Origin of the sequence: Parvularcula sp. IMCC14364, from assembly GCF_030758415.1 — a bacterium.
Lineage (GTDB): Bacteria > Pseudomonadota > Alphaproteobacteria > Caulobacterales > Parvularculaceae > Aquisalinus.
In genome coordinates, this window is record NZ_CP132334.1 from 2,964,478 (window position 1) to 2,978,600 (window position 14,123).

Annotated in this window: 15 protein-coding genes; all 15 read left to right on the forward strand. The window is 51.4% G+C overall.

Annotated features, from left to right (window positions below):
* The first annotated feature begins 260 nt into the window (after nt 1-260).
* The 15 genes from RAL90_RS13860 (at nt 261) to RAL90_RS13930 (ending at nt 13,935) form a co-directional block, all read left to right on the forward strand.
* Nucleotides 261-566, forward strand: coding sequence for a hypothetical protein (locus RAL90_RS13860; RefSeq protein WP_306251638.1), 306 nt, complete (start codon nt 261-263; stop codon nt 564-566).
* Nucleotides 563-2,509 (forward strand): PrkA family serine protein kinase, encoded by a 1,947-nt coding sequence (locus tag RAL90_RS13865; RefSeq protein WP_306251640.1) that lies wholly within the window; start codon nt 563-565, stop codon nt 2,507-2,509. The genes RAL90_RS13860 and RAL90_RS13865 overlap by 4 nt, the downstream gene beginning before the upstream one ends.
* A 195-nt stretch (nt 2,510-2,704) precedes the next feature.
* Nucleotides 2,705-3,169: a hypothetical protein gene (locus RAL90_RS13870; RefSeq protein ID WP_306251642.1), complete on the forward strand. Its 465-nt coding sequence runs from the start codon at nt 2,705-2,707 to the stop codon at nt 3,167-3,169.
* A 7-nt stretch (nt 3,170-3,176) separates the two neighbouring features.
* Nucleotides 3,177-4,487, forward strand: coding sequence for a YeaH/YhbH family protein (locus RAL90_RS13875; RefSeq protein ID WP_306251644.1), 1,311 nt, complete (start codon nt 3,177-3,179; stop codon nt 4,485-4,487).
* Nucleotides 4,484-4,831, forward strand: coding sequence for a hypothetical protein (locus RAL90_RS13880; RefSeq protein ID WP_306251646.1), 348 nt, complete (start codon nt 4,484-4,486; stop codon nt 4,829-4,831). The genes RAL90_RS13875 and RAL90_RS13880 overlap by 4 nt, the downstream gene beginning before the upstream one ends.
* Nucleotides 4,815-6,308 carry a SpoVR family protein gene (locus RAL90_RS13885; protein WP_306251647.1) on the forward strand — a complete coding sequence of 498 codons (1,494 nt, stop codon included), beginning with the start codon at nt 4,815-4,817 and terminating at the stop codon, nt 6,306-6,308. The genes RAL90_RS13880 and RAL90_RS13885 overlap by 17 nt, the downstream gene beginning before the upstream one ends.
* Before the next feature lie 140 nt (nt 6,309-6,448).
* Nucleotides 6,449-7,318 (forward strand): PstS family phosphate ABC transporter substrate-binding protein, encoded by an 870-nt coding sequence (locus RAL90_RS13890; protein WP_306251649.1) that lies wholly within the window; start codon nt 6,449-6,451, stop codon nt 7,316-7,318.
* Nucleotides 7,315-8,172, forward strand: coding sequence for a phosphate ABC transporter permease subunit PstC (gene pstC / locus RAL90_RS13895; RefSeq protein WP_306251651.1), 858 nt, complete (start codon nt 7,315-7,317; stop codon nt 8,170-8,172). The genes RAL90_RS13890 and pstC overlap by 4 nt, the downstream gene beginning before the upstream one ends.
* Complete coding sequence (gene pstA / locus RAL90_RS13900) at nt 8,162-9,013, forward strand: phosphate ABC transporter permease PstA (RefSeq protein WP_306251653.1); 852 nt, start codon at nt 8,162-8,164, stop codon at nt 9,011-9,013. Before pstC ends, pstA begins: the two co-directional genes overlap by 11 nt.
* Nucleotides 9,010-9,822 carry a phosphate ABC transporter ATP-binding protein gene (locus RAL90_RS13905; protein WP_306251655.1) on the forward strand — a complete coding sequence of 271 codons (813 nt, stop codon included), beginning with the start codon at nt 9,010-9,012 and terminating at the stop codon, nt 9,820-9,822. Before pstA ends, RAL90_RS13905 begins: the two co-directional genes overlap by 4 nt.
* 121 nt (nt 9,823-9,943) lie before the next feature.
* Nucleotides 9,944-10,117, forward strand: a complete 174-nt coding sequence (locus RAL90_RS13910) for a hypothetical protein (RefSeq protein ID WP_306251657.1) — start codon at nt 9,944-9,946, stop codon at nt 10,115-10,117.
* A gap of 245 nt (nt 10,118-10,362) precedes the next feature.
* Nucleotides 10,363-10,515 carry a hypothetical protein gene (locus RAL90_RS13915; RefSeq protein WP_306251658.1) on the forward strand — a complete coding sequence of 51 codons (153 nt, stop codon included), beginning with the start codon at nt 10,363-10,365 and terminating at the stop codon, nt 10,513-10,515.
* Nucleotides 10,516-10,781: 266 nt separating this feature from the next.
* The gene (locus tag RAL90_RS13920) at nt 10,782-12,149 is read left to right on the forward strand and encodes a tetratricopeptide repeat protein (protein ID WP_306251660.1); all 1,368 of its coding nucleotides are present in this window, start codon (nt 10,782-10,784) and stop codon (nt 12,147-12,149) included.
* A 59-nt stretch (nt 12,150-12,208) separates the two neighbouring features.
* Nucleotides 12,209-13,516, forward strand: a complete 1,308-nt coding sequence (locus RAL90_RS13925) for a tetratricopeptide repeat protein (protein WP_306251662.1) — start codon at nt 12,209-12,211, stop codon at nt 13,514-13,516.
* A gap of 257 nt (nt 13,517-13,773) precedes the next feature.
* Nucleotides 13,774-13,935: a hypothetical protein gene (locus RAL90_RS13930; RefSeq protein ID WP_306251664.1), complete on the forward strand. Its 162-nt coding sequence runs from the start codon at nt 13,774-13,776 to the stop codon at nt 13,933-13,935.
* The last annotated feature ends 188 nt before the right edge of the window (nt 13,936-14,123 follow it).

A 14,123-nucleotide genomic window follows, 5' to 3' on the forward strand; every position in this document is an offset into this window, starting at 1 on the left:
GCTAGACATCTGGTCTACGGCGGCAAAAACAACCCTCTATACAATCGCGACCCTTCACAGATGCGCGACCTGCAAACGAGCATCAACTATTGCACTGGCACTCTCAGGCCCTCAGTGCCAAGCCTATTTTGACAAGCCTTTTGCAATCATGACAAAAATAACATACTGGCAGATTTCCCTGCACAATCAAAATGTTATCTTATCACAACGCTAGTGTCTGAAAAATTTCATACCCTAGCGGCTTGATAAGGCTCGCCATCATGCTCAAATCAAGTCATATTCTGTTAAAGAAAAAAACGTATACTGAACCTCTGTACAGTCTGCCGGGGGAGAGACCGGAAAGGAAAGAACGAGACGCTATAAAAATGCACGGTCATGAAACTATCTGCTATGCACATCCCGCCCGTTTAGAGGCGGCTTTTGCGCGAGCAGATTTCCGGCGCCGCTTTACAGCACACGTTCTCTCATCTCTCGATCATTTCAATAGTTTTTACGGCAGCCACCTTAATGGCTCCGCAATTCGTCCTCATATTCAACAAGCAGGAAACCGGAAGGTAGCATCATGAGTGAAGGTCTCGATATTTTCGATCTGTTTGAAGACAGTTATCAACGCACAAAGCACGAGGCGATGTCGCTCAGGGACTATCTGCTTGCGGCACGCGATGACAAGATGCTTTACGCCTCCCCCGCTGAGCGCATGATCGAAGCCATTGGTGAACCGGAGATGCTGGACACCTCCAAAGATCCCCGCTTGTCCCGCATTTTCTTTAATCGCACGATCAAGCGGTACAAGGCCTTTGAGGGTTTTTACGGCATGGAAGACACGATTGAGCGGATCGTGGGCTACTTCCGTCACGCTGCACAAGGCCTCGAGGAAAAGCGCCAGGTACTCTACCTTCTGGGACCAGTTGGTGGCGGTAAGTCATCCCTGGCTGAGCGCCTGAAAGACCTGATGGAAATTCACCCGATATATGTTCTGAAAGCAGGCGATGAAATTTCACCTGTTTTTGAAAGTCCGCTGGGGTTGTTCCAGTCAGACGAACTGAAAGACCTGCTGACTGAAAAATATGGCATTGAACGCCATCGCCTGACTGGTCTGATGAGTCCCTGGGCCGTGAAGCGGCTTGATGAATATGGCGGTGATATTTCAAAATTTGAGGTTGTGCGGATGTACCCGTCCAAACTCCGGCAGATTGCCATCACTAAAACAGAGCCCGGCGATGAGAACAATCAGGATATTTCGGCGCTGGTTGGCAAAGTCGATATTCGCAAGCTTGAACATTTCAGTCAGGACGACACAGACGCCTATTCCTATTCAGGGGGGCTCAGCATGGCCAATCAGGGCCTGCTGGAATTTGTCGAGATGTTCAAGGCGCCGATCAAGGTATTGCATCCCCTGCTGACCGCGACACAGGAAGGCAACTATGTGGGCACGGAAGCCCTTGGCCCGATACCTTTTCAGGGCGTCATCCTTGCGCACTCTAATGAAAGTGAGTGGCAGGTTTTCCGTAATAACCGGAACAACGAAGCGTTTCTGGACCGCATCTGCGTCATAAAAGTGCCTTACTGCCTGCGCCCCAGTGAAGAAAAACAGATCTATGAAAAACTGCTCACGCATTCTGAATTGAACGATTCCAGATGCGCCCCAGAGACACTGGACATGCTGGCCCGTTTCTCTGTGCTGACGAGACTGAAAGAGCACGAAAACTCCAATACTTATTCCAAAATGCGCGTCTATAATGGCGAGAAACTGAAAGACTCAGATCCAAAGGCCAAGTCTCATCAGGAATATCGTGACGCCGCCGGGCAGGATGAAGGCATGGACGGTATCTCAACGCGCTTTGCCTTCAAGGTGCTGTCAGAAACATTCAACTTTGATACGGATGAAGTGTCGGCCGATCCGGTACACCTGATGTATGTTCTGGAAAACGCCATCAAGCGCGAGCAGATGCCGGAAGAGAACGAGAAAACCTATCTTGATTTTATCAAGTCTGAGCTTTCTCCACGCTATGCCGAATTTATCGGAAAAGAAATTCAGAAAGCCTATCTCGAAAGCTATGGTGAATACGGACAGAATCTTTTTGACCGGTATATCGCCTATGCAGATGCCTGGATAGAAGATCAGGATTTCAAGGACCCGGACACGGGCCAGATGATGGATCGTGCCATGCTTGATGCAGAGCTTTCAAAGATTGAAAAGCCGGCAGGCATTGCAAACCCGAAAGATTTCCGTAATGAAGTCGTGAAATTTGCCTTGCGTGCGCGTGCTGCAAATGAAGGCCGCAATCCGAAATGGACTTCCTACGAGAAGCTGCGCAATGTCATAGAGAAACGCATGTTCACTCATGTGGAAGACCTGCTGCCTGTAATTTCCTTTGATTCCAAAAAGGATAAGGAATCCGAAAAGAAACATGATGATTTCGTGGATCGCATGGTCGAGCGCGGCTATACTCCTCGCCAGGTCCGCCGTCTTGTCGAGTGGTATATGCGTGTCAACAAGGCAGGATAATCTTTACCTGCCCTTTATTTTGGTCAGGAGACTGACATAAAAAACCGTATCCTTGATATACCAGAGCGGATTTCAGCTTCTCCTGACGCCATTGAACTTGTCCGGATATGGAACAATGCGAAAACGCACTGGATCACCCTCAATATCCCCTCTAAGTGGCGAGATCAGGAACTGGCTGATCTGGTCTGCAACACCATGCGTGTGACAGCCAATGTCATGGCCCCCCGTTCAGGTCTGGAAGAAAGAACCTTTGCAGAGGCAATCTACCAGACGCTGTTTGACCAGAACCGGACAGCCGAGGAGATTGAAGCCTTTTACGAAAAATCTGTAAAAACAGATGCTGGCCATGCGCAAAAACCTGAAATCCGTCAGGCTGTGAAGGAAAACATGGCTGTCATCCCGCTTGCCGATCACGAGAACAAGGATGCCTATGAGCTCATGCGCATCTGGCGCGTGGGCAAGCGACAGGAAGTCACTTTTCGTGCCGGCTATTTCGATGACATCGGTAACTGCGCCAGCGTCATCAAGGCCATGATCGTCTATATGGCAAGTGCGCTCTATCAACGGCAGCTGAAACCAAGTAAAGCTGTGGCTGAGGAAGAACTGCGCATGGCCATTGCACAAAAATGGTTACAGACCAGACAATCCGTGGAGGCATAATCCGAGCATGTCCCATTTTATCGACAGAAGATTGAACCCAAAGGGCAAATCCCTCGGCAATCGCCAACGTTTTTTGAAGCGTGCAAAGCATCAGATCAAGGACGCAGTCAACAAGTCACTGCGGGAACGGTCTGTGAAGGATCTGGAAAAATCCGGCAAGATCTCCATTCCGTCTAAATCTACTGCTGAGCCACGGTTCAGAATTGACCCGGCGTCCGGCACGCGCGGCCATGTGCATCCTGGCAACAAGGAGTTTGCCAAAGGCGACCGACTGAAAAAACCGCCTAGTGGCAAAGGCGGCAGCGGTAAAGATGCCTCGGATTCCGGTGATGGAGAAGACAGTTTTCAGTTCACGCTCACACGTGATGAATTTCTGGATATTTTCTTTGAAGACCTGGAGCTCCCCAATCTGGTTAAAACTTCTCTTAAGGAAATCAAGAATTACACAATGCGGCGCGCCGGCATGACATCAGTCGGCTCACCGACCAATCTCAATCTCCTGAGGACCATGCGCAATGCTCATGGGCGTCGGTTGGCTCTTGGCCGCCCGTCTACGAAGGAAATCAACGAACTGAAAGAGCGGCTTTTTGCGCTGGAACGCATCTCACAACCCGCCGAAAACGAGATTGCCGAGAAGAAAACCATTCTTGCCAAACTGGAAGAAATGGAAGCCCGCCGGCGCTGGGCCCCGTACATTGACCCGCTTGATGTACGCTATAACGCCTTCGCGCCGGAACCTGTTGCAACGACCGCCGCAGTAATGTTCTGCCTCATGGACGTGTCGGGTTCCATGGGCGAGCGTGAAAAAGACCTCGCCAAGCGCTTCTACATGTTGCTCTATCTTTTTTTGCAGCGCCGCTACGAAAAAATAGATGTTGTGTTTATTCGGCACACGCACCATGCGGAAGAAGTAGACGAAGAAACTTTTTTTTATTCCCGGCAATCCGGCGGCACTATTGTCTCTACAGCGATTGAGGAGATGCAGCGCATTCAGGACGAACGCTACCCCACAGATCAATGGAACATCTATGTAGCGCAGGCCTCAGATGGATACACCCAAAGCGGCGATGCCCAGAGATGTGTCCAGTTGCTGACCGATGAACTTTTGCCCGTTATTCAGTATTACGCTTATATTGAAATTCTGGATGAACGCGAAATGGGTGTTTTCTCTGACCCTGATGCAGGCGCCGAACTCTGGCGCGCTTATCGCTCATTAAAACAGGGGAATTTTGCCCAAACCCGCATCGCCCGACCGCAGGATATTTATCCCGTTTTCCGCGAATTATTTTCCAGGGATCGCAAGGAGAAAGCGGCGTGACGGATTTGCTTGTTTATGCATTACCAATTGTCGCATGCCTGTTTTTATCAATCAATGTAGGTTACGCGACTGCTAAATTTCAGAGTTCCGAAGGGCAGCCTAGTCTTTATCAAGTCAGCACACTTTTGTCTGCTACCTTTACGTTGATAGCAATCCCCATCTTGTCATATTCCTCATCAATTATGGCGTTCGAAAAATTAGCTAATTATGCTCTTCATGATACATATTATGTTGTTATTGATTTTAGAGCTTTAGCGGTTGGCAGTTTTATATCTTTGAGTGGATTTATTTTTGGATTCAAAACTCACAAACCTAAGGCTTCTATCTATGAGCGCGATAGCTAATTCGGACAATCTTCTCTACAAGGATTCTGACTGGACGTTCGACCTGCTCCAACGTGCGCTCGAAGCCTGTGAAGATATCGCCCTGAATGATCTGGGATTGAACGTCTATCGCAACCAGATAGAGATTATCACCTCAGAGCAGATGCTGGATGCATATTCCAGCCACGGTATGCCGCTCATGTACCGCCACTGGTCCTTCGGCAAGCATTTTGCTCGCGACCAAAACATGTATCAGAAGGGCTTTACTGGCCTTGCCTACGAAATCGTCATCAATTCCGATCCGTGCATTGCCTATCTCATGGAAGAAAATTCCATGACAATGCAAACGCTGGTGATGGCACATGCGTGTTTTGGGCATAACCACTTCTTCAAGAACAATTACCTTTTCCGTCAATGGACGGACGCTGAATCCATCCTTACCTATCTCGACTTTGCCAAAAAATATATCGCAAAATGTGAAGATGAGTTTGGCACTGATGAAGTCGAGGAAATTCTTGATGCTGCTCATGCGCTTATGGATCAGGGAGTGTTCCGCTATAACCGTCCGCCAAAGCTCTCCGAGTCGGAACGTCTTGAAAAAATTCAAGCCCGGGCAGAGCATGAGCGCGAAACCTTTAATGACATCTGGCGCACCCTGCCGCAGCAAAGCGAAAGCGAAACAGAGTCAGAAGAACGCCAGACGGAAGTTCGCAATATCAAGCTGCCAGAAGAGAACCTGCTCTATTTCATAGAAAAAGCAAGCCCTGCCTTGCGGCCCTGGCAGCGTGAGATTATCCGTATCGTGCGCAATATATCACAATATTTCTATCCGCAAAAACAGACACAAGTCATGAACGAAGGCTGTGCCACATTTACGCATCATTACATCATGAACGAACTGCATCGGCGTGGCCAGATAACAGATGGCGCAATCATGGAGTTCCTGCACTCTCATTCATCCGTCGTGTTCCAGCCAGATTTTGATGACCAGCGATATTCGGGCATTAACCCGTATGCGCTCGGCTTTGCGATGATGGAAGATATTGTCCGTATCTGTACCGACCCCAAAGAAGAGGACAAGGACTGGTTCCCCGCCATTGCAGGCAGCGGCGACTGGCGAAGCGCCTTGAAGGATGCTTGGGCAAACTTCCGGGACGAGAGCTTTATCCTGCAATATCTTTCCCCGACCGTGATGCGCCACTTCCACATGTTCGCACTCGGTGATGATGCCGCCAAATCCTATTATAATGTGGATGCTATTCATGATGAACGCGGGTTCCGACAAATCCGCGATCAACTCTCGCGGATGTACGACCTTGGCGCACGCGAGCCGAATATACAGGTAACCGGTGTGGACCTTTCAGGTGATCGCACCTTGCATATTCAGTATGCATCTTACAATGGACGTAAGCTCGACAAGAAAACACGTGATGCCGTCATGACTTATGTGAAGCGGTTATGGGGATACGACGTAAAACTTGATGAAGCCGAGGCCTGAAGGATTTTGGCAGCAACAGTTCAATAGTTCCCGATCTGTCGCATTGCTTTTTCGTGTAGCAGTTCACTCCTGAAACACGTTGATCCGGCAGATGCTTTTGCTACTGTCTGTTTCAATGCTTTCCGGGAACAAAGAAATTCATGCGAAAATTTATCCCTAACCGCCGACCTGGACTGATCGGCCTTATGGTCTTATGCGGTTTGCTGTCAGCGCTTGCTGGCTGTTCACGCTCTGTCAGTGAGAATGTCACCGTTTCCGGCTCCTCGACCGTGCTGCCGGTGATCTCGCGAGCGGCTGAAGAGTACAGCCTGCAAACCCCTGGCGTTCGCGTCATCGTCAATGCAGGTGGCTCGGGCGTTGGTATCACCCAGTTGGGGGAAGGCCAGACAGACATTGGCATGATCTCCCGTGATATATCACAGACTGAACAGGCAAAGTTTCCCGATGCTGACTTCACAACGTATGTTATCGGACGTGATGCTGTCGTGCCGGTTGTGTCATCCGAGATTTATGAAACAGGCGTTACGGCGCTGACCATCGAGCAGATCGCGGCAATCTACCGTGGGCAGATTACCAACTGGCGCGATGTGGGCGGGCCGGACACGGAGATTCTGGTCATTGACAAGGAAGCCTCGCGCGGCACCCGCCAGGTCTTTATGGAAGCGGTGATGGGCGACAAGAATGCTGAGGCACCCGGGGCGAAACTCGTACTCGGCTCGAACAATGAAGAACAGACCGCACTGACACAAAGCAATGCCGCCATAGGCATGTTGTCTCAAGCCTGGCTGAATAGGGATGTTAAAGGCCTCGCAATCACGCTCAGCGATGGCAGCAGCATCGAGCCTGACCTTGAAAGCATTCGTGCCGGTAAATATCCGATTGCCCGTGACCTGCTTCTGGTCAGCCGTTCTGATCTGTCAGAGCCCTCAAAAGCATTCATTGAATATGTATTGAGTGCGGAAGGCCAGCAGTTGGTCGAAGACGCAGGGTATATCAAGGTTACCCCATGAATCTGCCACGACTTTATATTGCTGGCAGTGCTGCATTCGCAGCAATCATGGTTGTGCTGGTTTTTCTGGTGCTTATTATGAGCAGCTGGGGCGCGATCAGCAGTGAAGGCTTGAGCCTGTTCACTCATAAATGGCATCCAGCCAAGGGGGAATTCGGCGTCTTGCCCATGATATTCGGATCCGCTGCAGTAACGCTCATTGCTCTGACTATTGCAACACCACTTGGACTGCTCGCGGCCATCTTCACATCCGAATTACTGAACCCGGCATGGCGCGCACCCGTGAAGTCAGCGCTGGAAATTCTGGCCGGTATCCCGTCCATCATTTACGGCCTGATTGGTGTTGCGTTTTTTTCTATCTGGATCGGCAATCTGTTTGACCTGCAATCAGGCAGAACCATCCTGACTGCCGGCATACTTCTGGCCGTCATGATCCTGCCAACCATCATCACCTTATGTGATGACGCTCTGCATAATGTACCGCTGAAATATCGCGAAAGCGCCAGCGGCCTTGGCCTCTACAAATATGAAGTTGTGCGCGACGTTCTGCTCCCCATCGCCAAAACAGATATAACCGGCGCCATCCTGCTGGCACTTGGCCGCGCTCTGGGGGAGACCATGGCCGTTATGCTGGTGATCGGCAGCATCGACAGGGTGCCTGATCCGTTCTTCAACGTACTGGAGGCAGGACAATCCATCACCTCGAAACTCGGACGGGAGATCGCCGAATCATCTTTCGGCTCGGTACACTTCAGTGCCCTGATTTTCATGAGCCTGATTCTGGTCGCTATAACAGTGAGCCTGACCAGTTTCACTCAATATTATTTCCGGCGGGAGAAGCGCCTTGTCGAATAGAGCCGTAGTCAATGCCGTTTTTATCAACAGTGCGCGCAGTGCCACCGTACTGTGCGGCTTTGTGCTGGCTTTCCTGATCGGTGTGATCGTCTGGAATGGCATGAATGCCATGAACATTCAGTTCCTCCTGTCAGCGGCTCGCAATTTCGGTGCCTCCGGCGGTATCCTCTATCAGATCATTGGCAGCCTTTTACTGGTCGTCATGGCTTCCGTACTCGTATTGCCGGTCGCCATTGGCACGGCCCTGTTCAAGAGCGAATATATCTCCTCTCCCACCCTTTTCCGCATTTCCAATACTTTGATCTATAGCCTCAACGGCATTCCCTCAGTTACATTTGGTATCTTTGGACTGATATTTTTCGTCAATGTACTGGGCACAGGCATTTCCTGGTTTGTGGGCTCCATTATTCTCGCCATCATGATGCTGCCAACGATTGTGCTGACAACGTATCAGTCGATCAATTCGATCCCGTCAGCTTATCGTGAAGCGGCCTACGCCCTTGGCCTGACACGGTGGCAGGTGATCTGGCGCGTATTGCTGCCTCAGGGTATTCATGGTGCCATCACCGGATTGTTGATTGCGCTTGCCCGCGCCATCGGCGAGACTGCACCGATTATGTTTATCGCTACTGCCTTTTCAGGAATCAATCTGCCGGGTGCCCTCAACGACCCCGTCGTGACCCTGCCAACACATATTCTGGCACTGGCGCAGCAGGCCACTAATCCTGACGCCCTGCAGAATGCCTGGGGTGCCAGTCTGGTGCTGCTGACCCTGGTGTTCATATTCAGTATCTCGGCTCTGTTCAGCCGTATGCACCTGAAAGAGATATCGCGGCGATGACAGTTAAACCCCAGTTAAAGGTCATTGATGGTCAGGCGCCATTATCACAGGAAGTCGCTATTGACGTTACAGATTTCAATGTCTGGTGCTGTGATGCACATATCCTCAACAATGTCAGCGCCAGCTTTCCAGCCAAAGGCATCACCTGCATTGTCGGCCCGTCTGGCAGCGGCAAGTCGACCCTGATCCGCTCCATCAACCGGATCAATGATGAGGTGCCCGGGTTCATCCATAAGGGGAGCATCCGCTTTGACGGTCGTGACATTTTCACCAGTTACAAAGACCTGACAACGCTGCGCACCGAAATCGGCATGGTCTTCCAGAAGCCATGCGTCTTCCCCAAGTCCATCGCGGAAAATGTCCTGTTCGGACTGCGCGACGGCAATAAGCGTTCAACGGCCGACAGGTTGATGATTGTCGAGGAAAATCTGCGGGCTGTATCTCTGTGGAAAGAAGTCTCCAAAAGGCTGGATGAAAGTGCCACGTCACTTTCCGGTGGCCAGCAACAGCGTCTGTGCATCGCCCGCACTCTGGCCGTCAAGCCGAAGATCCTGCTGCTTGATGAGCCCACCGCGTCAGTAGATCCGGTCTCTGGACGCGCTATTGAAGAACTCCTCCTTGAATTGAAGAAAGACTATACCATCCTTCTCGTCACGCATGACCTCGCACAGACCCGGCGTATTGCTGATCATATTGTCTTCATGTGTGACGGTGAAATGATTGAACAGGGCAGCCGTCAGGCAATGCTTGAAGCACCGCAGAATGAGAAAACCGCCCGTTATCTCAATGACAGCTTTTGCGACTGCTAGAGCCAGTTCACAGTCATAAAAACTCAAATCCTTCCCACCCCCCTTATCTGAGGGATGCACAGGCATGGCCTTGCGCGTGTAGGTTCACTTCAAAGAGTGACACACACCGGGAGAGAATATCATGACGCATAACAGTTTTTCAGGCGGTAATCTGTTTCATCAGATGGGCGGCACAGGCGCGCAGACGCAGCAACGTTCAGGCCGGGACAAAATCATCGGTATCGGCCTTGCCGTAACACTTGTGATAATCGTCGCAGCCGTCGTTTTTGTTCTGGGACAACCTGTCAGCAGCTAGCGTTTGCCAGTTTTTAAGTACCCTCCGGGCTTTTGGTAACGACCTTCCTGTCCAATAGCCCAAACTCGACCCGTCTGTTCAGTCAGACCTGGCAGGGCATTGCCGGAACTGGCGGCAGGCGGGCTTTTTCATAAAATGTGATCAGATGCTCATTTTTTCTTTGACATGGCTTTGATTACAGTACACAAGTTAGTAATCGCTCACATACATAATTTTGTGCAGAAGCGACGAAGAGGAGAGAGAAAATGACACATAACGAATTTTCAAAATCAGGGCTTTATAATCAGGTTCGTGGCGGTGCTTTTGTCGAGAACAAACCTGCCAATCCCATTTCCATCCTCTTTACCGGGCTCATGGTAGTGATGGCGATCGGCATGATCGCACTTTCCATCAGCTAGTCATAACTGGCCCTCAAAGCCGGTTTCGAGAACCGCCCCCTTCCATATCCAAGGGCCCAAACCGTTCCCTTGCGTCTGCCTGAAAAGGCAGGCGATTTGCCCCGGGCCCCGGAAGGGGGCGACCCAATACGCTCTTTAGAACACAGCGCCTGCCAAGGTATGAACGGACACTCACCAGCTGCATCAAAATGCACCAGAAGGAGTGCTTGCGCATTTCGAAATGTCGATTACATCGAACGATAAAGACACGTTGAGAGACATTTTCTTTGCCAGAAACCGCAAAAAAATTCCCCCGCTTCGGGCTGCTGTTTTCAACACTGATTGTGGCAGGGCTGCTTGCCGTTATCACATGGAATGCCCTGACATCTGAAAATACTGCCGAAGAACCGGTCGCAACGTCGGCGACTATCGCCCCCAGATCCCTCGAAGAGATCATTGCAGACGTGCGGTCCGCCGCCCCAGATACCAGTCCTGACCTGCTCACTGCCCTACGGCAAAGCCTGACAAGCCTCAACACTCCAGAAAACCCTGAAAAGCTGGCCGCTTTTGAAGCCGTCAGCCTTGGCGAAATTGAAACTGCCGTCACGCGCCTCGAAGAACTGGCTGAAACCCAAACCTCTGGCGCGACGCCAAGTATTCTCGATGCGTCAGAGACACTCAGACAAGCCGGCGCACTCGCCTATTTGGCGGACCCTGCACGCGCCATAGTGAATTATACCAACGCTCTGACACTGACCCCAAGTAATCCGGACCTAGCCCGTGAACTTGGCCATATTCATCTGGCACTGAAAGAATATGATTCAGCCGAAGCTGTCTTTACGCGTATCTTACAGACGGAAGGTATCATCGACCGGCGGGCGCGGGCTAACGCCATGCGTAATCTCGGGGATGTGGAGATAAGCCGCGGACGGTTTGAGCGCGGGGCAGCATATTATCAGCGCAGTTTCGCTGAATATGAAACAGCCGAAGATCCGCAAGGTATGGCCGATACGCTCGTACAACTGGCTGTGACCCAACAGCTTGCGGGCAACCTGGATCAAGCCGAAATCTTTCACCGGCGGGCATTAGTCTTATATGAACAGAACGGAGACGAGACAGGGGTCGCCCGCAGCCTTATCAACCTTGGTCAGGTAGAGATGACCAGAACCAATATTCCGCTCGCTGAGGACTATTTACGCCGTGGCGTCGCCAAAAACCTTGAACTTGGACAGGAAGTAACCGCCGCGAGAGGCCTGGGAAATCTGGGTCTCATAGAGAAGGCCCGTGGCAGCCTGTATGCTGCAGAAGACCTGCACCATCGCGCGCTTGATCTGTATGAAAAGAACAATGACAAGGCAGGCATGGCACGTGAATTGGGCAACCTCGGTAATATCCATAACGATCGTGGCAACTTCGACGAAGCTGAGAAATATCATCGCCGTTCGCTTACACTGGATGAAGAAACCGGCCGAGCAGCCGGGATCGCAACAACTCTGTCCAATCTTGGTGGTCTCGCACAGATAAAAGGTGACCTCGAGACAGCCTGTGCAAACTGGCAAAGGGCGGCCGGCCTGTTTTATGAGCTGGGGTCCGATATTCAGTATCGTACGGTTCTGGGCTGGATGTCAGAAGCCGACTGTGGACTGCTCCAGTAAGTTTCAGGCTCCTTTGAAGTCTGGATGTGCCCTGTAAAGCAGGCTAAGGGTTGGTTATTATGTCCCTACTGACTTACCAGAAAGACCTGTTCACCAGTGCTGGCAGATGGTTGCGCAGCAAGCCTGACGGCCGTGTGCTGTGGCCTACTTTTGCCTGCCTGATTCTCGTGATTCTGGTCGGGGCCATCCTGCCCTCAGGCTTTGCGGTGTCAGATAGGGGGAGCGCAGCAGGCGGCGAGGATGAACGATCCACACAAGAGGCCCTCGTGGCGCGCGCCCGAACAGCCTATAGCGCAGAGATAGAACGTGCCCTGCCCGACCTTGACGCGGTGACGCTGGAAACATTGACAGAAAACCTGACACAGCTTGCCGAAAGCAACATGCCCGATAAGCGCGCTGCGCTGGTTAGTTTTGCGGCCGGTGATCGCGACGCTGCCCTTGGTACACTGGCCGCCATTGTCACTGCCCAGCGCAACAATGGTGATGAAACAGCCGTCTTTGAGACATTGTCTGAAACAGGTGCGCTAACCTTTCTTTTTGCGCCTTCTGCTTCCTATCGGGCTTATACCGAAGCCCTGAAGATAAACAGTGACGACCCTGCAGCACGCTACCATCTTGGTCTCTTGTTCCAGCAGTCACGCGAGACAGAAAACGCCCGGTCGCAGTTCAAGTCTATTGCAGAAGACCCTGCCCTGGAGGGAACAGCCTGGCAGGCTGCTGCTGAAGGCAATCTCGGCATTCTCGCAATCCAGGCTGGAAATATGGCACTTGCCGAGTACCACGTTCTGAAAAGCCTTCAGTACAATGAGAGGTTGAACAGGCCGAAGGCACTGGGCCTGCAACACGCAAATCTGGGCGTTATCGGCATCAGCCGTGGAAATGCTGAGGCAGCCAACTCCAATCTAAAAAAAGCACTGGCGATATTCGAGGGACTGGGCGAGGAAGCGAATATCGCCCGTACACTGGGCAATCTGGGCCTTGTTGCCCAAAGCCAGCAGAAATATGAGGCGGCTGAAGGGTATTTGACACAAAGTGCGCAGCTATCCCGAAAACTGGGTGATGCACGCGGACTGGCAATGCAGCTGGGGGTGTTGGCGCGAACCAAAAGGCTGCAAGGAGATCTGACGCAGGCGGAGAATTATTACAAGCAAAGCATTACCCTGAACGATGAACTCGGGAACGAACTGGTTATCGGGGCACAATATGCGAGCCTTGGCGGTATTGAATATGATCGTCAGAATATAGTCGCCGCCTGCAGCTATTGGCGCGAATCTGTGAAGTTCTTTGAGCGCTCTGGCAGTGCTGAGGGAACATCACAGGTTCAGGCCCTGCTAGATCAGGCAAGTTGTACAACAGATCCGGGTTAACCGCCGCTCCTTCTGCATGCAAAAATGATCAATGGTCAGGCTCGCCGCTCACTTTATTCTGCCGAAAAAGAGTTCACGACGCTCCCAACCAAAGAACTATTTCTTATTAAAAACAATATCTTGCCAAACAAATGCCCATATTACTATTTTTTAATGTTAGTAAGCGCTCGCATTTGTTGACTCCAGCGCCGCCCATGGCTATGGTTAATGAGTAATCACTCACATACTGTGAGGCATGGGAACAGACGGAGAGAAAAATGACTTACAACAAATTTGCAAATGGTGGCCTCTACAATCAGATGGGCGGAAATACGCCGGAGTATAACAAACGCTCAGGTGGCGGCGCCAAACTGGTTGGTATACTGCTGGTCATCGCGCTGCTGGGCGCCGCTGGCGCAGGCATCTGGTTCATGCAGTAAGCGCAGGGAAAGGGGGAGAAAGCGACAGGGCAGCAAGGAGAGAGGCTGCCCAGCCGCAGAACGGAAGGTCCGGGGTTGGGGGAGAACCAGGACCTGACCGGGAAGCCCGCGCTGGTTGCGTGCCTCACCAGCGCGGGTCTTCTTTTATGAATAAAACCGCATGTCAGAGCACTTTAAGAGATTGATAG

Coding starts and splice junctions, on each gene's coding strand:
- RAL90_RS13860 (WP_306251638.1), top strand. CDS start 261: ATGCTCAAATCAAGTCATATTCTGTTAAAGAAAAAAACGTATACTGAA.
- RAL90_RS13865 (WP_306251640.1), top strand. CDS start 563: ATGAGTGAAGGTCTCGATATTTTCGATCTGTTTGAAGACAGTTATCAA.
- RAL90_RS13870 (WP_306251642.1), top strand. CDS start 2,705: ATGCGTGTGACAGCCAATGTCATGGCCCCCCGTTCAGGTCTGGAAGAA.
- RAL90_RS13875 (WP_306251644.1), top strand. CDS start 3,177: ATGTCCCATTTTATCGACAGAAGATTGAACCCAAAGGGCAAATCCCTC.
- RAL90_RS13885 (WP_306251647.1), top strand. CDS start 4,815: ATGAGCGCGATAGCTAATTCGGACAATCTTCTCTACAAGGATTCTGAC.
- RAL90_RS13890 (WP_306251649.1), top strand. CDS start 6,449: ATGCGAAAATTTATCCCTAACCGCCGACCTGGACTGATCGGCCTTATG.
- pstC (WP_306251651.1), top strand. CDS start 7,315: ATGAATCTGCCACGACTTTATATTGCTGGCAGTGCTGCATTCGCAGCA.
- RAL90_RS13905 (WP_306251655.1), top strand. CDS start 9,010: ATGACAGTTAAACCCCAGTTAAAGGTCATTGATGGTCAGGCGCCATTA.
- RAL90_RS13910 (WP_306251657.1), top strand. CDS start 9,944: ATGACGCATAACAGTTTTTCAGGCGGTAATCTGTTTCATCAGATGGGC.
- RAL90_RS13915 (WP_306251658.1), top strand. CDS start 10,363: ATGACACATAACGAATTTTCAAAATCAGGGCTTTATAATCAGGTTCGT.
- RAL90_RS13925 (WP_306251662.1), top strand. CDS start 12,209: ATGTCCCTACTGACTTACCAGAAAGACCTGTTCACCAGTGCTGGCAGA.
- RAL90_RS13930 (WP_306251664.1), top strand. CDS start 13,774: ATGACTTACAACAAATTTGCAAATGGTGGCCTCTACAATCAGATGGGC.